Below are 20,571 nucleotides of genomic sequence, written 5' to 3'. Positions count from 1 at the left end.
TCCTTCTCAGCGGTTCTTGTCTCTCATGCGCGAAAGAACGGCGTCGATCTTTCTCTCTATCAGTTTCGTATTCGGGTACTTGTCGAGTATTTCGCGATAGATGTGAAGTGCCTGTCCGTAATCCTCCTTGCCTTCCAGGCAGACTCCGGTCGAAAGCATTATGTCGTATCTTTCCGGGATGTCGGGAAAATTCTCCAGCGTTTTCTCGTACTGCTTTATCGCCTCTTCGCAATTATTCATCACGAAATAGCAGTTGCCTATCTGATAAGACGCTTCAGGCAACAGCTTGCTCGATGGAAATCTTTTGCGGAGATTCTTGTACTCGATAATCGCCTGTTCGTAATCGTTCTTCTTATAGAAACATCTCGCAAGGGCGAATTGAAATACATCCCCTTCGAGTCCCTTGGAATTATCTATGAGTATTTGATACTGGATCACGGCGCTGTCGTAATCCTTTGTTGTATTTTCCATTATCGAGGCCATGTTGATCCTCGCGGTTCTGGCTTTTTCGCCGTGGGGAAACTCTTCGGTGAGCCTTTTGAAATACTCAAGCGCCTTGTTATGATCCGAGAGGTTAAGCATAAACGTCTCCCCGGCTCTCAGCAGAGCGGTCTCCGCTTCTGGAGTATCCGGGTACCTGTCTATTATCTGGATGAAAATCCTTACAGCTTCGGAGTACTCGTTTTTATACCATCGGTTTTCAGCCTCCTGCAGAAGGAGTGTCTGCCTTGACGTACATGCGGCAAATACAAGAATTGCTATCAGGATATACAGTGTGCCCGGTCGAACCATTACTTTTCCTTGTCTTCCTTCTCTTCCTTGTCCTCTTCAAGCACCGCCACAGATATGACATGTTTCCCTTCGGTGTCGAGTATCTTCACCCCCTGGGTGTTCCTTCCGATAACCGATATTTCGCTCACGCGGGTCCTTATCATCTGCCCATCCTCGGTGACAAGCATTATCTCGGCATCGTCATCTACAACTTTCACGCTTACAACCTGACCATTTCGCTCCGAGGAGATGATGTTTATCATCCCCTTGCCGCCGCGTCCTATGACGCGGTACTCGGAAATTTTTGTCCGCTTGCCGTATCCGTTTTCTGTTACCGAAAGGACCGTTGAATCGGGACCCGGAAGGGCGAGACCGACCACCTCATCACCTTCATTCAGATTGATGCCGCGAACGCCTCCGGTATGCCTGCCCATTGAACGCGCGTCCTTTTCATGGAAATGGATCGCTTTACCATGAGCAGTGGCGAGAAACACGGTGCAGTTTCCATCGGTAAGCTCGGCTCCTGCCAGCTGATCCCCTTCTGAAAGCTTGATCGCGTAAATCCCGCGTTTGTGAATGTTTGCGTATGCCTTTAGCTCGGTTTTCTTTACTGTGCCGGCGCGCGTGGCAAGGAGAAGGTACCTTTCGGTTTCCTCAAAATCCTTTATGGAGAAAACTGCGGCTACCTTTTCGTTTGGCTCTACTTCAAGGAGGTTTGCGAGCGATTTCCCACGCGCCGCCCTTGAAGCGAGCGGTATTTCCCAAACCTTTATCCGGAAGACCTTTCCCGAAGAGGTAAATATAAGAAGATACGAATGAGTAGAAGCTATGAAGACCCTTACAACCACGTCTTCATCCTTGACGCTCATCGACTTGACCCCTTTGCCCCCTCTTCTCTGCGCCCGGTAGGTACCTATTGGAACACGCTTAATGTATCCATCCTGGGTCAGTGTCACGACCATATCCTCATCGGCAATCAGGTCCTCTTCGTCCAGTTCCTCTTCAGCCTCAACGATCTCTGTTCGCCTCTTATCGCCGAATTTCTGGGAGATCAAAGCCATCTCCTCCTTTATCATCGCGAACTTCTTCTCTTCGTGATCCCTGATGTACTCAAGCTCCTTGATCTCTTTCTTTATGCTCTCCAGCTCATCGATGATCTTCTGCCGTTCAAGGCCGGTAAGACGCTGTAAACGGAGTTCGAGGATCGCCTTGGCCTGTTCCGCCGAAAGTTTAAATCGTGTTTTGAGCCCTTCCTGCGCTTCAGCCGGTGTAGCGCTTTTCTTTATCAGATCTACCACTTCGTCAAGATTGTCTACCGCGGTGCGAAGCCCTTCGAGTATATGTTCCCTGGCTCTCGCCTTTGCAAGCTCGAAGAGCGTCCTTCGCGTAATGACCACGCGCCTGTGGTCTACAAAATAGTGGAGCATCTCCTTGAGGTTCAGGAGCTTCGGCTGCCTGTTCACCAGCGAGATCATGATGACGCCGAACGTATCTTGGAGGTTTGTATGCTTGTATAGCTGGTTCAGCACGACGCTTGGAATAGCATCCTTTCGCAATTCAATGACTACGCGTATTCCGTTTCTGTCCGACTCGTCCCTTATGTCAGATATACCGGTGACCCTTTTGTCCCTCACCAGTTCGGCAATCTTCTCAAGCGTCTTCGCCTTGTTCACCTGGTACGGGAACTCGGTGATGATTATGTTCTCCTGATCCTTTCTCTTGTTCTGCTCGAACTCGCACTTGGCCCTTACCCTAAGATGCCCCTTCCCGGTTCTATAGGCCGAGAGTATCCCGGCGCGCCCCTGTATTATCCCGGCTGTCGGAAAGTCCGGGCCTGGTATGATCGCTATCAGATCATCGACCGAACAGTCGGGATTGTCTATCAGATACTCAACCCCCTTGCATACCTCTTGAATATTGTGAGGGGGGATGTTCGTGGTCATACCGACCGCGATACCTGACGACCCGTTAACAAGGAGATTCGGGAACCTGCACGGCAATACCGTCGGCTCCTTCATGGAATCATCGTAGTTCGGCGCGAAGTCGACGGTATCCTTGTCAAGATCGTCAAGCATTTCGTCGGAGAGTTTGTCGAGCCTGATCTCCGTATAACGCATGGCGGCGGCGGAATCGCCGTCTATTGAGCCGAAGTTACCCTGTCCGTCGACAAGCGGGTAACGCATGGAGAAATCCTGCGCAAGACGGACGATGGTATCGTACACCGCCTGATCGCCATGCGGGTGGTACTTACCGATTACGTCGCCGACTATGCGTGCGGATTTTTTATACGGTTTGTTATGATGGTTCCCCATCTCGTTCATCGCAAAAAGAGCCCTGCGATGAACCGGTTTCAGTCCGTCACGGACGTCGGGCAACGCCCTCCCTACGATGACGCTCATCGCGTAATCGAGGTAGGAGGTTCGCATCTCGTCTTCGATGCTTACCTGTATCAGCTTCCCTGTATTTTCATCCATAAGCTAGGGATTTTAACATTTATACGGTCGGTTTTGAGGTTTATTTTTTCCTATTATGCTTTATATATTCAATTGGTTAGCTTAGCAGACAGGTTGCAAAATCATTGATTTTGCATACCTCGTTACAATAATGTGAAAAAGAGGTTTCCAGGTGTGATATTTTCGGTCAAAAAGGGCTAACTTTCCCTATTTATCGGCATAACAGAAACATATAGATTGCTCATATCTTTCATACACAAGCGCGCTTTCCGGCTTCGCGCTGTTTTCTTGCTCACTTTTCATACCTGATAGCCGGGAAAAATTATTTATCGGACATCTTTTTCCCGGTAAGGAAAATTGAGACCGCTATAAAGAAAATACCTATACCGAGATAGAGCAGGTTTAGGATCGTGTCGTATTTCAAATGTACCGCGTGTTTGAAAAAAACCACGATAAGCACCATCAGTATCACCTTCGCAAGCTTTTCCTTAAGCTCATCGAGTGAATGCACCACCAGTATCCCGGAACCTTTGGTATCCCTTTCGAGAAAATCTATTTTGCTGATGAACAGCTCGTAAAGGCCGACACCGAAGATCAGGAGAACTGTCGCAATCAGATAGGCATCTATCGCGCTGATGACATGCGTGAGCATCTCGGTATGGAACTCCTTGTACAACTCCCTGTTTTCAAGAGTGTGGAAGAACTCGACCAGCACAAGGGCTATGTCGACAGTGCCCGTGATAATAAGAACAGCCGAGGCAATGATGCTCGACACTACTGCGAGCAGAACAATGAGCCTGCTCTGCCAGATCAGCCACTCAAACCAATATTCTATTTTTTCCAGCACTGCTGTTTGATCCTCATAAAGTAAAAATATATTCTTCGAAGCGAGACAATTATACATTAAATTACCCTCTCCCGCCTCTCCCTCAGATGCGCCGGGAAACATGACGCCGAGGACAGCTAAACCGGTTTGGCGTATGTATCTATGATCCCGAATATCTCTTCTATCTTCTCCTCCCCTTCCCCTTTGTTTACTGCATCGGCAACACAGGTCTTTATATGCCCTTTTAGCACTTCCAGGTTCGCTTTTCTAAGGAGTGACATCGCCGACAGTATCTGCTTCGATACGTCGATGCAGTACCTGTTCTCATCCAGCATTTTTATTATGCCGTCTATCTGACCCCTGGCTGTTTTCAGCTGATGGGCCGCCTCGCTGTGAGCTTTTGCATCCATCGCGCCGCTACTTTCCGGATATTGCGGTGACCTGATATCCCGCTTCCGCAACCGCCTCGGATAGCGCGGCTTCGCTTACATTATCGTCCATCTCGACAATCGCCTTTTTCTTTTCAAGCTCGACCTTTGCGGATGTTACCCCGTCGATTCCTGACAGCGCTTTCTCAACGTGCATCTTGCAGTGTCCGCATGTCATCCCTTCTATCGATAGAACCTTTTCCATTTCAATTTCCTCCTATTTAAAATTTTTCAACCGTAGCGCGTTTAGAACTACCGATATGGAGCTGAAACTCATTGCCGCCGCCGCGAACATCGGATTCAGCGTCGGCCCTCCGAAAATGTACAGGAGGCCTGCCGCAACCGGTATACCAAGGGTGTTGTAGAAAAACGCCCAAAAGAGATTCTGTTTTATGTTCCTGATAGTCGAGCGGCTCAGCCTTATCGCCCTTGCCACCCCTTGCGGATCTCCGCTGACCAGCACCATGTCGGCGGTTTCAATGGCGACATCGGTACCTGTGCCGATCGCTATGCCGATATCCGCCCGCGCCAGCGCGGGGGCATCGTTTATGCCGTCCCCCACCATCCCGACCTTCCGGCCAGATTCGATCATTCTCCCTACCTCCTTCTCCTTCTCTTCTGGAAGCACCTCGCTAATGACCTCGTCGATGCCCGCTTTCCCGGCGATATCAAGAGCAATCCCTTTCCTGTCTCCCGTGATCATCACGGTTTTCAATCCAAGTTCATGGAGCATCTCCACAGCCTTTACAGCCGTAGGTTTGATCTCATCGGCAACCATGAAATGGCCAATATATTTTCCGTCAACGGCAACATTGATGTCGCCTCCAGTATCTTGTGCGATATCGATCCCTTCCTTCGCAAGGAATCCGCTCTTGCCGGCGAGAACCACCCTTCCATCCACCCGGCCTGATATACCAAAGCCGGGCCACGTTTCAACCTCGGACGGATTTGGAAAGGATATACCCCTGGCAACGGCCCCCTCCACAACCGCTTTCGATAGCGGATGTCCGGAACCGCTTTCAAGTCCCGCTGTATATCTCCAGAGCTCTTCCTCGCTGGTTCCATTCGATGCACTTGCGAGCGTCACTGCCGGTTTCCCCTCGGTTATTGTGCCGGTCTTGTCAAAAAGTATGGTGTCAAGCTCCGCCGCCGCCTCCAAGGCGCGGCCGTTCTTAACAAGAACGCCTAGCTGTGCCCCTCTTCCCGTGCCGACCATTATCGCCGTCGGCGTGGCAAGGCCAAGAGCGCATGGGCAAGCGATGATAAGTACGGATATGAAAATCGAAAGGGCAAATGTAAAACTCTCACCCGCAAGCAACCACCCACCGGCAGAAAAGAAGGCTATCACAAGAACCGCAGGCACAAAGATCGCCGATACCTTGTCGGCGAGAGATGCTATCGGCGCCTTGGAACCCTGCGCCTCCTCGACAAGACGGATTATCTGCGCCAGTGTGGTGTCGCTACCCACCCTTTCGGCGCGGACCTCTATGACTATGTTGCCGTTCACGGTCGCGCCTGTCAGTTTATCCCCCGGCTTCTTGTCTACCGGGATGCTTTCGCCTGTGATCATCGATTCATCAACGCTTGTCTCACCCTTCATGAGAACTGCGTCGGTCGGTATCCTTTCTCCCGCCTTGACCAGCAGGAGATCCCCCGGCTTAATATCCTCCGCATCAATTACGCGATAGCTGCCGTTCTCTATCAAAGTCGCCGTGGGAGGGGTGAGATTCATCAGCGCCTTGATCGCCGCCGACGTCCTCCCTTTCGCGCGCTCCTCCAGATATTTTCCTATCAGTATGAGGCCGATGATGAACCCTGCTGATTCGAAGTAGAGGTGATGGATGTAGTGGACTTCTCCCGAAACGATCCTCCACATCCCCCAAAGCGAATAGAGTATCGCCGAACTCGTGCCAAGCGCGATAAGCGTATCCATGTTCGCACCGCCATGCAAAACGGCGCGGCTCCCTGACGTATAGAAACGTCGCCCCGCAATGATTATAGGTGCCGTAAGAAAGAGTTGCAGGAACGCGTTTCTAAGAGGGTTCGTTTCAGGTTCTATGAAACCGGGCAAGGGGAAACCGAGCATATGCCCCATCGTAAGAAGCGCGAGCGGAAAGAGGAAAGCGAGTGCAAGCGCGAGATTGAAACCTGGCGATGAAATGAGGTTTTCCTCTTTTTTCTCCTCCTCCTTTTCAAGTGAAACCGGAGCATATCCGGCAACAGTGATAGCATTTTTCAGGTCTGAAACCGACGCGACCTCTGAATCGTAAAATATGGTCCCTTTGTTTGTAGCGAGGTTTACAATCGCATCCTCTACACCCGCCGTTTTTTTAAGCTCTCTTTCTATTCTGCCGACGCATGAAGCGCATGTCATCCCATCAATACCGATGGTGATCTTTGACGGCGTTCTTTTTTTTATACCGTAGCCGGCGTTTATGACCGCCTCTTCTATCTTCGAAGGATCGATCCCGTTTTCCGGGTCTGCAACTACTACCAGTTTTTCATTCAGGAGGTTTACGCTTGCCTCCTTGACGCCGCTTACTTTTTTCACAGAGCGTTCGACGGCTGAAGAGCAAGAGGCGCATGTCATACCAGTAACGTCGAAGGTCATTTCAGATTTATTGTTATTATCCATATTTTCAACCTCTTTCTGCAGTGTGAAGCGGCTCTACCCCTCCCCCTATGGGGGTGGGGATGTCTACAATATAATCCTATCCAAGGCCGATGTCAAATATCTACATCTCCTCTTACCACCGTGAAAACTCGAACCGCTCCATATAACCAGAACGGCATATTTGACTGAGACCGATGGCTCCGCGCCGCGGAAAAACTACCCTCTTTTCATGTTCTTTGAAAGATAGTCAGGCATGGGGCAACTCCCGCAGTGAGAGGGGAAGCTGAAGCAGAAATCGTTATACAGCTGTATCAGTGCCTGCTGATGAAGAGCGCTCCTGACAATCCCACCTCTCTCTTTTCCAAAGAGGTTGCGCGACATGAAATCGACAACCGAGTTTGAAGAAGGTTTCGGGGCGGCGTAGATTGCCGAGACAAGTTTCTTTTCCAGCTCGATATCGTGTCGCGAACGGCTTATCGCCAGGAATAGCGGGATCAGGGAATCAACCAATATCGCAACCGCACGATCACGCCCCACAAGTTTTTTCCCACCTCTTGCCCGGCTGCCTAAACTGTACCGGTAATCCCAGAACGGATCCGAGATCCTGCAGAAAATCTCCATCACTTCGGTGATCGTTTTCCTCGCTTCCTTGATCTTCTCCCTTCCAGCAGTGATGGACGAGAACTGTTTTTCAAGCATGGCTGGATCAAGCGGCTCCACAACCAGCCGGGAAAAGGCGGCAATTCTCCTGAATGGTGAATTGGCAGGTCTGCTCCCGGCGATACTCCACTCCCCGGCATCATAGATCGGCTCTACTCCCTCGGCTTTCACATCGGCATAGACGCGGAGAAATTCTTGCAAGGCGACATCCGCTCGATCCGTTTCGATCTCCATATCGAGTCCGGCAAGCCGAAAAAACACCCCCTGCACCGTCAACGCCGGTTCGATCCCACTGTTGGCTTTGATAATCTCTTTAAGCCTTTTCAGCGGCATAGCCTTTGCCATATGTCCGAACTGTTTTTTAAATCTTGAATATCCAAGCGCCTCAAAAACGGTTTCATACAGAACCTGTTCAGGGTCGGATGCTTCCAGCCTTTCAAATAACAGGTTGGATTTAATCAGCATTCTCCCCTCGCCTATGACATCCATGAGACGCTCAATTTTGCCCGTCGGCGTTTCGGAAAAATACCTTCTGCATGGAGGATTTTGCGCCCTTCCAGATAGAGGGGTATCACCCAGCTCCACCTCCCTTTGCAACTCATCGATCGAATGACGAAGGTAAAGGCCCAGTTCAAGCTCGTGCGGCGACTTCCCGTTCACCGTAACCGATGGCCTGGCATCCTCCGTCCTGTTCAGGAAAACATGGAGAATAGTTCTTTTATAGTGGGGGGAGAGGTGGTGCTTATGATCGTACCACTCGCGCGCTTCCACATGGATTTCCACGTCTCCGGCAACCTTCTCTCCGTTCAGGAGAAGTACGCCGTTCTTGAAATCTGGCCCTTCCCTCCTGTTCAGGCGCCCCGGCTTCAGTATCTTTATCGGGATGCCATCGGTAGTCGTCATTGAACCGTTGTTGTATAGGATATTTTTCCAGACCAGCTGAACCAGATGTTCCGAGACCCCCCTCTTTGGAACCGGGAAGTACCGCCCCTTTGCGGGCTCCTCCACCTTGTCTACTGTACGGTTCAATATAGAAAAATATTCGTTGCTGAAACCGTTGCTACTCTCCACTTGAACCTTTCTGCTTAGCCAGGCTTACCGAAACCTTTTCACCTTTTGCAAAGTTCGAAAGGAGCGCCGCGTTTCCATTTCTCGTAAATATCTCCACGTATCCAAAGGAGTTCACTATCGCCGAAAGCTCCCCTCTCCCGCCAAAGGCATATGCACGGCATAGCCCTTTTATCGTTCTCCCCCCTATCGTTATCTCCAGGTCGTCAGCTTTGCACCCTTTGAAAGCCTCCTCCAGCATCTCATCTCTGATGTTCGTGAAGAGGTTTCCGAACCTGTCGATATATATTATCTCCCCTTCTATCGCTCCTGCTCCCGTTTCCACCGCTGGAAAATCGAGTTTTGTTATCCCTTCGAGCCTCTCTCCAAACTCCTTCATCTCGGTGCTGAAGAGCCGCGCGGCTGCAGGAGCGAAAATATCCCGCCCGTGAAATGTCGCGCTCGGCCTTTTTGCTATAAGCTTTTCGTTGCTTATTCTGACCACTTCCAGTATCTCCGGCTCTATCAGCGTGAAGATTCCGTTATCCGGTCCGACATAATAATAGCGGTCGGTTCTTGCGATGATGGGATTTCTGTCGGTACCGACCCCCGGGTCGACTACGGCGAGATGCACTGTCCCCGGCGGAAAACTGTTTTCAATACTTCGGAGGGATATCGCCCCCGCGGCTATATCTTGCGGAGGGAGATCGTGCGTCATATCTATGAAATCTATTTCGGGATCTATGGAGAGCATCACCCCTTTCATTATCCCGACGAAAGGATCGGAAAGGCCGAAATCGGTGGTGAGAGTAACTACCTTCCTCACGCTATCTTGCCGCGGAGCCCTGTTTCCGTAAGCGACTCGGCAGTTATCTCTATCAGCGAACCTCTCACCGCTCCCCCTCCATCAATCTCCACGGAAATGAAGTTGTCGCTCTTCCCCTTTAGATGTCCAGCTTTCGTGCTCTTCTCCTCAACCAGGATGGAGAGCCTCTTCCCTATGAACCTTTCGCGGAACAGCCTGTTCTTCTCGTCAGCAATACTTTTCAGATGCAACATCCGCTCCTTTTTTACATTCTCCGCCAGCTTTCCGTCAAAACCGTGCGCTGTCGACTGCGGCCTGTCGGAATATGTGAAAACATGCGCGTAGCTGAATGGAAGAGAGGCCAACATCTCCGCAGTCTCGCTGAACTCCTCCTCGGTTTCTCCCGGAAACCCGGCCAATATATCGCACCCTATTCCGGCATCCGGTAGCGCGGCGGCCACCATTTCTATTTTCCTTTTGTAGTCATCGGCAGTATACGGGCGGTTCATTCTTTTCAAGACCGCGTCGCTCCCAGACTGCATAGGGATATGGAGGTGCTTGCAGATATTCTCATTATCCGAGATAACGGCTATCAGCTCTTCCGTAACTTCGCGGGGATTTATGGAGCTGAGGCGGAACCTTACATCCTTGCGCTTGGCCCCCCTTTTTAAAATCGACGCGAGAGTCGGGGCGCCGGGGATGTCGTTCCCGTACTCTCCGATATTTATCCCTGTAAGGACTATCTCCCTTGCGCCTCCGTCGGCAAGCTCGTCTATTCTCCTTTGCACAAATTCGGGGGTAGCCGACCTGCTCTTCCCCCTCGCGATTCGGACAACGCAGAATGAACATATCTCACCGCATCCGTTCTGTATCTTCAGGTATGCGGCCGTGCGCCCGGTCAATCCCCCCACCCGGCTCTCTATGAAATCGGTCGCGGCTTTCACTGCGCCGGTATGAACCTCAGTCTCCCCGTTTTTGTCTGCGCCGAACTCATTCACGCGGAACTTCTCCTCGTTGCCAAGGACGAGATCCACACCCTCGATAGCCTTTACCGCTTCCGGATCGAGTTCCGCCCAGCACCCCCCTACGACTATCGCGGCACCGGGATTCTCCTTCACCGCCCGGCGTACCGCGTAGCGGCTTTTCGCCTCCGATTTGGAAGTGACGGCGCATGAATTGATAATTACCAGTTTTCTCTCTCCTGCAGGGTTCAGGCGTTCCTTTATTTCGTCGGATTCGTACCTGTTGAAACGGCACCCGCAGGTGATTATTTTCGCTTTTTCCATCCGTTGATTATGTTTAGTAACACCTGCATAGTCAAATCGTATATAATCTCCAGATGAAAAGTTGCGATTCAAAATACTCGGTCTGCATTGCCTCAAAGCCGCTCCTCGTCATACTTGTCATCTTCTCGGCAGTAACGGCGTGGGATCTCCTTAAAACCGACAATCCAGCATCCGACATTCCGCAGACCGCCACTGCTTCGCAGACCCAGGCGGGGCCGATTTCGCCGGACGATGAGAGGATGTTGCGCGCGCCTAGGGAGGGTGAAGGACACCCGCTCTTCAACAGGGCTGAACCGGACAGGGCCGCCCAGAGGTCACCGGGCATTATCAACAAACTGCTGGAGCACTTCTCTATCGCGACAACACTCGTGATCCTTATCGTTGGGGCCACCGTTCTCTTCATGGGACCTTTTATCGGCTACCTCTACTATCTCCGCAAAAAACACCCGGAAAAATATTCGTAATCTTTTTCCCGCCATCACGAACCCGGCATAGCAGTCTCTCCTTTGGGCGTACTCTGACGCATCCGCCATTGAGAGCGTAGCGAAGCAATCTCTCCTCTTTTTGGTAGCATAGACTTTAGTCTCTGGTTGCCCCGAAGGGCTAAATGTATTGGTAGCACAGGCAATCTTTCCTGTGGTTCACGCAAAGCGTGTAGTCTTCTTGGTAGCATAGACTTTAGTCTGTGGTTGGCCCGAAGGGCCAAATGTATTGGTAGCACAGGCAATCTTGCCTGTGGTTCACGCAAAGCGTGTAGTCTTCTTGGTAGCATAGACTTCAGTCTGTGGTTGCCCCGAAGGGGCAAATGTATTGGTAACGTTGACAGTCAGTCGCTATTCACCCATCTTTTCTTTTAAAATGGCGATATTCTTTTTGGTTAAGGCAATTTTATCTTTTGCCCCTAACTCTTCAAAGAGAACTAATGCTTTAATGAGAAATTCCATGGCCTTTTCAAGTTCCCCTTTTTCTTGGTAGAGAACCCCAATGTTACTATAGTTAGAAGCAATTCCTTCTTTTCTTCCCAGTTCTTTGTTAATTTGGATTGATTTATTATAAAACTCTTTAGCCTTATCACGTTCCCATTTTGTATGACTGATATTCCCAAGGTTGGTATAGTTATCTGCTACCCCTTCTTTTCTTCCCAGTTCTGTGTTGATTGCGAGTGCTTTTTTGTGAAATTCTTCTGCCTTATCATGTTCCCCTTTTGTTTGGTAGATTACTCCAAGGTTGCCATAGTTATCAGCTATTCCTTCTTTTCTTCCCAGTTCTGTGTTGATTTGGATTGATTTATTATAAAACTCTTCAGCTTTGTCAAGTTCCCATTCAGCCTTATCAAGTTCCCATTTTGTATGGCAGATATTCCCAAGGTTAGTATAGTCACCAGCAATTCCTTCTTTACTTCCCAGTTCTTTGTTAATTTCGAGTGATTTATTAAAATACTCTTCAGCCTTATCAAGTTCCCATTTTGTATGGCAGATATTCCCAAGGTTAGTATAGTCACCAGCAATTCCTTCTTTTCTTCCCAGTTCTGTGTTAATTGTGAGTGCTTTTTTGTGAAATTCTTCTGCCTTATCATGTTCCCCTTTTGTTTGGTAGATTACTCCAAGGCTGGTATAGGTATCAGATATCCCTTCTTTTCTTCCAAGCTCTATCTCTATTGCGAGTGATTTATTATTAAATTCTTTAGCCTTATCGAGTTCCCCTTTTGTTCTGCAGATAATCCCAAGGTTGCCATAGGCGGTAGCGATATAGACTTTTTCGTGTAGCGCTTTGCCTGTATCGAGTAGCTTTTCAAACTGTGCAATTGATTCATCAAGCCTTCCGATCCTAGTAAGATATAGTCCGAAAAGGTTTATAATTTCCGGTTCCGGGTAGGTCTCTAATGCATGCTGGAATTTGGCGTTTGCTTCATTTACTCTACCTTCAAGCGCGATCTTTGCCGCCTCTCTACCGAGATAGAGCGAACTTAATTTTAGTTTAATTTCGGCAGTTTCCTTTTCCCTTTTTAACCTTACTATTTCGTCTTCCAATCTTTTGTACTCTTCGATGGGGATTGGTGATTTGTTCCCATCTTCCTGCGCTTTTTTTATCAGACTGTATACTTGGTCTTCATTGAACATATTTCCGTTTGGAGGTTTTGGGGAAAAAATCCAATTCCAGATTGATGAAACAATAGTTTTTATGGAATCACTGGCTAACCCTATAATTGCCGTAATCATTGCGATTATCGAACCAATCAATATTTCAGTTATGTGAGTAGTTATAAATTCCAAGTTTTCCCCTTTTCTGGTTTTTCGTATTTTAGTGCAATATGGTCTGAAAATCCCCCCCTTTTATGGCAGTATGGGAATCGAGAAGCACTAAAGGGGTGGGTAAGCTCCGAGATATCTGGGGGTACAAATACATTTGCCCCTTCGGGGCAATTACAGACTAAAGTCTATGCTACCAAGAAGACTTTGCGCTTTGCTTGAACCACAGGCAAGATTGCCTGTGCTACCAATCCATTTGCCCCTTCGGGGCAACCACAGACTAAAGTCTATGCTACCAAGAAGACTTTGCGCTTTGCTTGAACCACAGGCAAGATTGCCTGTGCTACCAATCCATTTGCCCCTTCGGGGCAACCACAGACTAAAGTCTATGCTACCAAGAAGGAGAGAGATTGCTTCACCATGCTCGCAATGAAGGATTCTCGGCAGGGTGCGTCTTAAAGAGAGCTTGACTTATTATGCCTTAAATCAAAGATAGGGCACATGGTATTGAAGTTAATTTGCGTACCGCGGTGCAAAAAGGAGGGAAAAATTTCCGTTTACACCGCATACACCCGGCAACCAAAAGGGAAAACTTTAGAAAAATAATTCGATCCATCTTTCCCGCCCAAATAACCTTTTTATTTTCAATATTTTTCAGTCACACAAAATTCGATACCCTGCCAAAAAAGGGGTTAAGGTTTAAAAATGAATTTCCGATAGGAGAGGTGAACGATAAATAGGATAGATTGAACAGATAGGAAGTGATGACAATGGTAGTAAACAATATGGATGTGGTAAAGGCAGTCGCAAGGCAAGTTCGCGCCGACGCTAAAGAGAGCGCACCGAAACCCGAAAGCGCCAAATCCGCACCAAAGGTCGAAAAGGTAAAGGCGGAGAGCTCCGCTCCGATTCAAGACCTGGTTGACGTGACAGGCGTAAATCCCGGTGAAAAGGTTGAGAGGCCTGAGATGAATTTTTCAGAGCCGGAGAAAGCTGGAAACTATCTCGACTATACAGTAAACTCCGATAATGAACTCGTCATCAAGGTTAAGAACAGAAACAACGGCTCTGAGGTCAGGCAGATCCCGAGCAAGGCGGCGCAGGCCGTCAAGCAGGCGATACGCGACGGCATCAGCCAGCTTTTTGATAAACAGGTCTAGCAATTTACTTAGCGGCCACTGGCCAGGACCTCCTCCATGCCGCCGTCCGGCATGCTAAAAGATTACAAAGGCCAGTGGCCTAAAATAGCCCCTTCCGCCTTCATAGAAGATTCCGCCCAGATCATCGGCGATGTCGAAATAGGCAACGATTCATCCGTATGGTTCAACGCGGTGGTGCGCGGAGACGTCAACTATATCCGCATCGGCGACCGGACAAACATCCAGGACGGTTCGATAGTCCACGTTACCCACAAGACCTTCCCTACCCTCCTTGAGGACGATATCACGGTAGGCCATTCGGTTACTCTTCACGGATGCGTGATCCGCTCCCGCGTTCTCATCGGTATGGGGGCGATAATCCTCGACGGCGCGGAGGTTGGATCGGACTGCATCATCGGGGCCGGCGCCCTCGTTACGGAGGGGAAAAAGATCCCGTCCGGCTGGCTCGCAATCGGGTCTCCAGCAAAACCTGTAAGGGAACTTACGGAAAAGGAGCGCAAAGGGCTTCTTGAATCTGCCAACAACTATGTTGGATACAAGAACGATTACTTGAAAACCGGGAAATAACAGGCTGGCAGCTGCCCAGTTATCAGGTCCGTTAAGGGGTAGATGAGAGAGGTCAACCAGGCAACCGCCAGCTGATCTTGGAGATTTCTCTCGCCCTTCCAATGTTATTTTATCACTAAATCCTCTCCATAGGCAGAAATACGGGGCGTATGACTGCAAAACCGCCCACAAAGCCCGACCCTAGACCCCTGCCATTATCTTGGCTGTTGCTATCATAAATTCATTTTTGGCTTCATTTTTTATATCTTCTTGATTTTCCTTTTCTTTTGCTATATATCTTTTTATTATTTGTTGTTTTTAATTATTGACTATTCCACTAAGGTTTATTATTATCATCCTCAACATAAATGGAACTTCAATTTTGCATTGAGGAAAAGCTGAAATGAAAAGTGAAAAGAAACTGAAGATAACGGTAAATCACAACATCGAAGAGGGTGTTATGAAGAAAATAACCGTGGATGCCGATATCGCCGGACGAAACGAGATGGGGAAGATAGATTTCGCCGCCTTGAGAGCCGGTGGCCTCATAAAACAGAGGCAGAAAGACAAATTCACCGTAAGGCTCAATTGCCCGGGGGGGAGGATGTCTGTCGAGAAGCTCAAAGCGGTTGCAGAAGCGGCAGATGAGTTCGGAGGCGATTTCGTCCATTTCAGCACAAGGCAGTCGCTCGAGATAACTTCCGTCGACTATCACAATTTCAAGCCTCTTATCGAGCAACTGAAGGAGAAGGGGCAGGAGGTCGCCTCTTGCGGGCCGAGGGTCCGCGTCCCTACAGCGTGCGGCGGATGCGAATACAATCCAAACGGAATTACCGACACCCAGGCAATGGCAGAAGAGGTGACAAAACTTTTTTTCGGCGAGAGGACAAGCCACAAGTTCAAGACCGCGTTCTCCGCGTGTCCTCACGACTGCATAAGGTCCGTTTCAGCCGATCTTGGTTTTCAGGGAGCGATATTCCCGAAATGGGACGAAACTCTCTGCACAGGGTGCACCATCTGCGCGTCGGCCTGCACGGAAGATGCTATTGTGTCGGACGCCATCACGGGCAAACCGATCTTCGACGCTTCGCAGTGCGTATATTGCGACGACTGCGTCCGCGCCTGTCCCACATATTCCTGGAAGCAGGAAAAGGAGGGGCATATAGTCCGCGTCGGAGGACACGGAGGACGGCATCCGATTATCGGCTCTATCGTCGCCAAATTTTTAACCGACGTGGAGGCTCTCGACCTTATCGACGCGACCATCAAGTGGTACGCCAAGGCCGCGGAAGGAAAAGGGAAGATCCGCATAGGCAACCTGCTTCAGGAGAGGGAACTTATGGACGATTACATGAGAGCGCTGGAAAAAGCTATCGGGAAGGAAAAGCTGGTAGAGAACCCGGAGCTTCCGCAGAGAATAATTACAAACCCGAAAGGAGTAGCAGTATGACAACCGAAAATGTGCCTGTCAGCGACAACATTCTGGACATCTCCCAGGAGGTCTGTCCGATGTCGTTCATACTTACCAAGCAGGCTATCGGGTGTATTAACACGGGAGAATCTCTGGAAGTTGTATGCGGTTCCGGCGATCCCGTGCGAAATATCAGCATTCAGCTTAAAGAAGAGGGTCATACGATAAGCAACGTGAAGCGGGAAGGCGATACGTTCAGGCTTACCGTGACTAAAGGTTAATAAAGTAAAACATATTTGGAGGTTATCGTGTCAGAGAATATCAAGGAATTGGTTGATTCACTTCACTTCGGTGAAAAGGTAGCGCGAGCTGAAAAGCTTTTGGCCGAGTTTTACGAGAAGTACGGCGACAAGGCGGTTGTCGCGAATTCACTCGGAAAGGATTCGATGGTTGTCTGGGACATGGCGACAAGGATCAATCCTAATGCCAGGGGATTTATCGTTACTACGCCGTTCAAACCGCGCCAGACAGTCGATTACATGAACTGGCTTGTATCCGAGTATCCGAACCTGAAGATATACCGGTCGAACGAGCCGACCCGCGAACTTTACAAGGAGAACGCGGACGAGTGCTGCAACATTTACAAAGTGGAGCCTGTGAAAAGAGCGGTTGAAGAGATGGACGTAAAGGTCTGGATAACCGGCCTTCGCTGTACCGAAGGTAGAACACGGACAGATTACAAGGAAGTGGAACAGAGGGACAGAGATCTGCTGAAACTCAATCCAATACTTCTTTTCAAGGAGCGAGAGATCTGGCAGTACCTGGCGGTTTACGGCGTGAAGGCGAACGAACTTTACAAGACCGGCCTTCGATCGCTCGGATGCGCGCCGTGTACGGCGATCACAACGTCTGAAAACGAAAGAGACGGACGCTGGGCCGGTACTTCCAAGTGCGGAGGCGAATGCGGAATTCATACTAGGCCTCTCAAAGACGACAGCGTGGCGATGGTCTAAAGATTGCCCAACCCGTGAGCGGGATATCTATGTCCCGCTTGCGCATCCCATAAAAGGGGAGGACCCCATCCTCCCCTTTTTTTATTTCTAGAAAAAGCGGTACACCCCCATATGCGACAATTTGCGATTTTTCTTTCTTTTAGCAAGATTCTAGTTTTTAATAGGGAACTTCTGAGAGAAATTAATAAATACGACTGCATGTTTGACGGAAGGTTCGATAAACATGCAAAGGTAACGTAGATTAACCTTGATAATAAAATAAGCCGGCTAATTGCGCATCGGTATAATCTATGGGGATGAGAGTTGAAAATCGAATACTTCAGCGATATCAAAATATATTTATTTACATTTTCTGCAATACTGTCGTATGAAATTGAGCGACCTCGGTTTCGAACAATGGTTTGAAATACATCCTGCCCAGTTCCTCCATGAAGGAGACGAAATTGCGCGCGTATCGGCAGTCGATCGCGGTTCATACCTGATAAGAAATGAATTAGGAGAAGTCTCTGCCGAGCTATCGGGAAAGTTCTCTTATCAGATTGAAAGTCCTGTTGACCTGCCGTGTGTTGGAGATTGGGTATCGGCACAGTACTATGACAATCACACGGCAGCTATCATCCATGGGGTTTTTCCGCGAAAAACATTTCTGCGCCGCAAGAGCGCGGGCGCGAACATCGATTTCCAAATGATTGCGGCCAACATAGATGTCGCATTCATTGTTCAGTCATGTCATTTCGATTTTAATCCCCGCCGCCTGGATCGATACATGGTCATGGCAGCGGATGGTGGCGTTGAACCAATAGTCTTGCTTACCAAAACAGACTTGATCACCCATGACGAACTGGAGCAGAAGCTTGCGATCCTCAGCACCGCCGCCAAAGCCAGGGTACTCGCTCTCAGCAGCACCACGGGGAGCGGATTTAGCGAATTCCAACAGACACTCTATCCAGGAAGGACATACTGTCTCCTTGGTTCATCTGGAGTCGGAAAGACGACACTCATCAACCGCCTCGTAGGACGAGAAGCCTTCGACACAAAACCGGTAAGCGTCACGGGAGAAGGCACCCACACGACTTCGCGACGGCAGCTCATTGTTCTCGATCAGGGCGCGATGCTGATAGATACCCCCGGCATGAGAGAGCTTGGCATTCTAAGTACCGGCGGCGGTATCGATGCGGGTTTCGAAGACATTGTGGGACTATCTGCAAATTGCCGCTATGCGGATTGCAACCACGAGCATGAGCCGGGATGTGCCATCCGGGCCGCGATCGAAAGCGATAAATTGAGCGAAGACCGATATACCAGCTATATCAAGCTGAAGAAGGAATCGGAGTACTACGAAATGTCATACCTTGATAAGCGAAAAAAGGATAAGGCATTCGGTCGGTTTATCAAATCGTACAAGAAGAAAAAGAAAGAGTGATTTATCGGCGCCAACCCATAAATTCCATTCGATGCGTTGCTCGCGCGCCATGTACGGCTATCACAACGTCTGAAAACGAAAGAGACGGACGCTGGGCCGGAACCTCCAAGTGCGGCGGCGAATGCGGAATTCATACTAGGCCACTCAAAGACGAAATCGTGGCGATGGTCTGAAGCTAGCCCAACCCGTATGCGGGATATCTATGTCCCGGTTGCGCACCCCCTAAAAGGGGAGGACCCCATCCTCCCCTTTTATTATTTCCTGAAAAAGCTCAATAATTCAGCCCGGTTGTATAGCACGACCGTTCGTGTTATATTACTGGCATGAAAAAAGAGCGCGATACTAAATTAAAAATCCTGGATGCCGCACTCCTCTATGCCAGCGAATACGGCATCGAAATGCTTACAATCGGAAAATTGTCTGAAATCGTCGGAATGTCAAAAAGCGGTCTCTTTGCGCATTTCAAATCAAAAGAGACTATGCAAATTTCAATGCTCGAATATGCCTCTGAGGTTTTCATTAACACCGTTATGGTGCCGGCAATCAAAAAACCACGAGGCATTGGGCGAATCAGGGCAATTGCGGAAAATTGGCGCATGTGGGATACCAATTCCCTCCCTGGCGGCTGTCCTTTTATCTCCGCCTCGGTGGAGTTTGACGATCGGCCCGGAAAAGTACGAGATCGTCTTCAATCCCTTCAACAGCAATGGATAGATACGCTGGCTCATTCGGCCAAACTGGCTGTCGAGGCAGGGGAATTCAAAAAGGAAACTGACTGTAAACTTTTTGCATTTGAATTTAACGCCTTAATGCTCGGATACAACCACTATCTCAGAATGCTTGGCGACAAAAAGGCGAAGGAACTTCACGCTAAAGCTTTAGATAATTTGATAGAAAAGAACAGGCAATAAATAAATACATCCAGGGAGATTTATCATGAATAAAACATCTGCTAATAGTAATGGCTTCTACGGTCAAAGCAATTTATCAAAACGTCTTGTATATACTTTTACCAAATTCATATGGCTGATCGCACCTGGATTTACAACGCAATTCATTTTCAGGATGTTTTTTTCACCTAAAGGTTTCAAAACCAGCGAATCACAAAAGACTATGCTTCAAAAGGCCGAGGTATTTCACATCACTCTGAGAGACAAAACGGTAAAGGTATGGAAATGGGGCGAAGGCCCGGCTGTTGTTCTTGCCCATGGATGGGGAGGCAGAGGAATACAGCTTTCCGAGTTTATTTCCCCTCTAATTGATTCAGGACACTCGGTGATTGCCTATGACAACCCTGCGCATGGTGATTCAGGAGGAATAAATACAAACTATTTTGAATTCGTAGAGACTATTAAGGCGGTTTACGACTCCACTGACGGCGTCAAAGCAGTGATAGCGCACTCCTTTGGTGCCGCGGCCGCCTTGAATCTTGATGACGCGGTAAAAGGAAATATAAAACTTGTCCTTATCTCGCCAATCTTCTATCTCGAGGAAGAGATCTATAAATATGCGCGTATGTTCGGCCTCTACGAGGCGCCGTACAAGAAAGTGATTGAGGAACTTGAATTGAAACATGGTTTCAACCTGTCCGACGTCTCGCCCTCAACGCTTTCTGAGAGGGTTTCCTCTCAATCACTGATAATCCATGACGAACTGGACAAGATCACACCAATAAGCCAGGCAACCATACTCAGGAAATATCTTAAACATTCCAAAATAATAAAAACGTACGGCCTTGGACACAGCAGGTTATTGAAGGATATAAAGACAGTGGATCATGCGATTCGATTTTTGAATGGCTCGCAGAATGGGAAATAGAGGCAAGCCTTTTGAAAAGGCTTGCCGTCTTTAAAATCTTATCAGGTGTCCGCCAGCCTTG

The 20,571-nt window shown here is 49.0% G+C and carries 19 protein-coding genes; 9 read left to right on the top strand and 10 right to left on the bottom strand.

The genetic code is table 11. The annotated features are described in order from the left end of the window. Window positions 1-6: 6 nt before the first annotated feature. The 9 genes from OEY64_04750 to mtaB form a co-directional block, all read right to left on the bottom strand. The gene (locus tag OEY64_04750) at window positions 7-792 is read right to left on the bottom strand and encodes a tetratricopeptide repeat protein (GenBank protein MDH5542258.1); all 786 of its coding nucleotides are present in this window, start codon (window positions 790-792) and stop codon (window positions 7-9) included. Further along, window positions 792-3,245 carry a DNA gyrase subunit A gene (gene gyrA, locus OEY64_04745; GenBank protein ID MDH5542257.1) on the bottom strand — a complete coding sequence of 818 codons (2,454 nt, stop codon included), beginning with the start codon at window positions 3,243-3,245 and terminating at the stop codon, window positions 792-794. The genes OEY64_04750 and gyrA overlap by 1 nt, the downstream gene beginning before the upstream one ends. A gap of 301 nt (window positions 3,246-3,546) precedes the next feature. Then, window positions 3,547-4,071 carry a YqhA family protein gene (locus OEY64_04740; protein MDH5542256.1) on the bottom strand — a complete coding sequence of 175 codons (525 nt, stop codon included), beginning with the start codon at window positions 4,069-4,071 and terminating at the stop codon, window positions 3,547-3,549. 116 nt (window positions 4,072-4,187) lie between these two features. Beyond that, the gene (locus tag OEY64_04735; protein MDH5542255.1) at window positions 4,188-4,460 is read right to left on the bottom strand and encodes a metal-sensing transcriptional repressor; all 273 of its coding nucleotides are present in this window, start codon (window positions 4,458-4,460) and stop codon (window positions 4,188-4,190) included. A gap of 7 nt (window positions 4,461-4,467) precedes the next feature. Beyond that, window positions 4,468-4,683 carry a copper ion binding protein gene (locus tag OEY64_04730; GenBank protein MDH5542254.1) on the bottom strand — a complete coding sequence of 72 codons (216 nt, stop codon included), beginning with the start codon at window positions 4,681-4,683 and terminating at the stop codon, window positions 4,468-4,470. A gap of 12 nt (window positions 4,684-4,695) precedes the next feature. Next, window positions 4,696-7,113, bottom strand: coding sequence for a heavy metal translocating P-type ATPase (locus OEY64_04725; protein MDH5542253.1), 2,418 nt, complete (start codon window positions 7,111-7,113; stop codon window positions 4,696-4,698). Between the two features lie 195 nt (window positions 7,114-7,308). Continuing rightward, entirely contained in the window at window positions 7,309-8,823 is a 1,515-nt protein-coding gene (locus OEY64_04720; GenBank protein ID MDH5542252.1) for a DUF2851 family protein, read from the bottom strand. Next, complete coding sequence (locus OEY64_04715) at window positions 8,813-9,625, bottom strand: SAM-dependent chlorinase/fluorinase (protein ID MDH5542251.1); 813 nt, start codon at window positions 9,623-9,625, stop codon at window positions 8,813-8,815. Before OEY64_04715 ends, OEY64_04720 begins: the two co-directional genes overlap by 11 nt. Continuing rightward, window positions 9,622-10,890, bottom strand: a complete 1,269-nt coding sequence (gene mtaB / locus OEY64_04710; GenBank protein ID MDH5542250.1) for a tRNA (N(6)-L-threonylcarbamoyladenosine(37)-C(2))-methylthiotransferase MtaB — start codon at window positions 10,888-10,890, stop codon at window positions 9,622-9,624. Before mtaB ends, OEY64_04715 begins: the two co-directional genes overlap by 4 nt. Before the next feature lie 53 nt (window positions 10,891-10,943). Between mtaB and OEY64_04705 the strand changes: the two genes are divergently transcribed. Then, a complete protein-coding gene (locus OEY64_04705) occupies window positions 10,944-11,354 on the top strand; it encodes a hypothetical protein (GenBank protein ID MDH5542249.1) in 411 nt (136 codons plus the stop codon). A 369-nt stretch (window positions 11,355-11,723) separates the two neighbouring features. Here the strand turns inward: OEY64_04705 and OEY64_04700 are convergent, their stop codons facing one another. Continuing rightward, on the bottom strand, window positions 11,724-13,163 hold the full coding sequence (locus OEY64_04700) for a tetratricopeptide repeat protein (protein ID MDH5542248.1): 1,440 nt from the start codon (window positions 13,161-13,163) through the stop codon (window positions 11,724-11,726). A 740-nt stretch (window positions 13,164-13,903) separates the two neighbouring features. On the opposite strand from OEY64_04700, the gene OEY64_04695 reads away from it, so the two are divergent. The 8 genes from OEY64_04695 (at window position 13,904) to OEY64_04660 (ending at window position 20,510) form a co-directional block, all read left to right on the top strand. Next, entirely contained in the window at window positions 13,904-14,299 is a 396-nt protein-coding gene (locus tag OEY64_04695; GenBank protein ID MDH5542247.1) for a flagellar protein FlaG, read from the top strand. 36 nt (window positions 14,300-14,335) lie between these two features. Beyond that, entirely contained in the window at window positions 14,336-14,866 is a 531-nt protein-coding gene (locus tag OEY64_04690; GenBank protein MDH5542246.1) for a gamma carbonic anhydrase family protein, read from the top strand. Between the two features lie 382 nt (window positions 14,867-15,248). Continuing rightward, the gene (locus tag OEY64_04685; GenBank protein MDH5542245.1) at window positions 15,249-16,295 is read left to right on the top strand and encodes a 4Fe-4S binding protein; all 1,047 of its coding nucleotides are present in this window, start codon (window positions 15,249-15,251) and stop codon (window positions 16,293-16,295) included. Further along, complete coding sequence (locus tag OEY64_04680; GenBank protein MDH5542244.1) at window positions 16,292-16,537, top strand: sulfurtransferase TusA family protein; 246 nt, start codon at window positions 16,292-16,294, stop codon at window positions 16,535-16,537. Before OEY64_04685 ends, OEY64_04680 begins: the two co-directional genes overlap by 4 nt. A gap of 27 nt (window positions 16,538-16,564) precedes the next feature. Next, the gene (locus OEY64_04675) at window positions 16,565-17,269 is read left to right on the top strand and encodes a phosphoadenylyl-sulfate reductase (GenBank protein MDH5542243.1); all 705 of its coding nucleotides are present in this window, start codon (window positions 16,565-16,567) and stop codon (window positions 17,267-17,269) included. Window positions 17,270-17,636: 367 nt separating this feature from the next. After that, window positions 17,637-18,692 (top strand): ribosome small subunit-dependent GTPase A, encoded by a 1,056-nt coding sequence (gene rsgA, locus OEY64_04670; protein ID MDH5542242.1) that lies wholly within the window; start codon window positions 17,637-17,639, stop codon window positions 18,690-18,692. A gap of 323 nt (window positions 18,693-19,015) precedes the next feature. Further along, window positions 19,016-19,603: a TetR/AcrR family transcriptional regulator gene (locus OEY64_04665; protein MDH5542241.1), complete on the top strand. Its 588-nt coding sequence runs from the start codon at window positions 19,016-19,018 to the stop codon at window positions 19,601-19,603. Window positions 19,604-19,628: 25 nt separating this feature from the next. Next, window positions 19,629-20,510, top strand: coding sequence for an alpha/beta hydrolase (locus OEY64_04660; protein ID MDH5542240.1), 882 nt, complete (start codon window positions 19,629-19,631; stop codon window positions 20,508-20,510). Window positions 20,511-20,571: the final 61 nt, after the last annotated feature.

Source organism: Nitrospinota bacterium, assembly GCA_029881495.1.
Taxonomy (GTDB): Bacteria; Nitrospinota_A; UBA7883; order JACRGQ01; family JACRGQ01; genus JAOUMJ01.
Note: the sequence above shows the minus strand (reverse complement) of the source record. Positions and strands in the feature narration are given on the sequence as shown.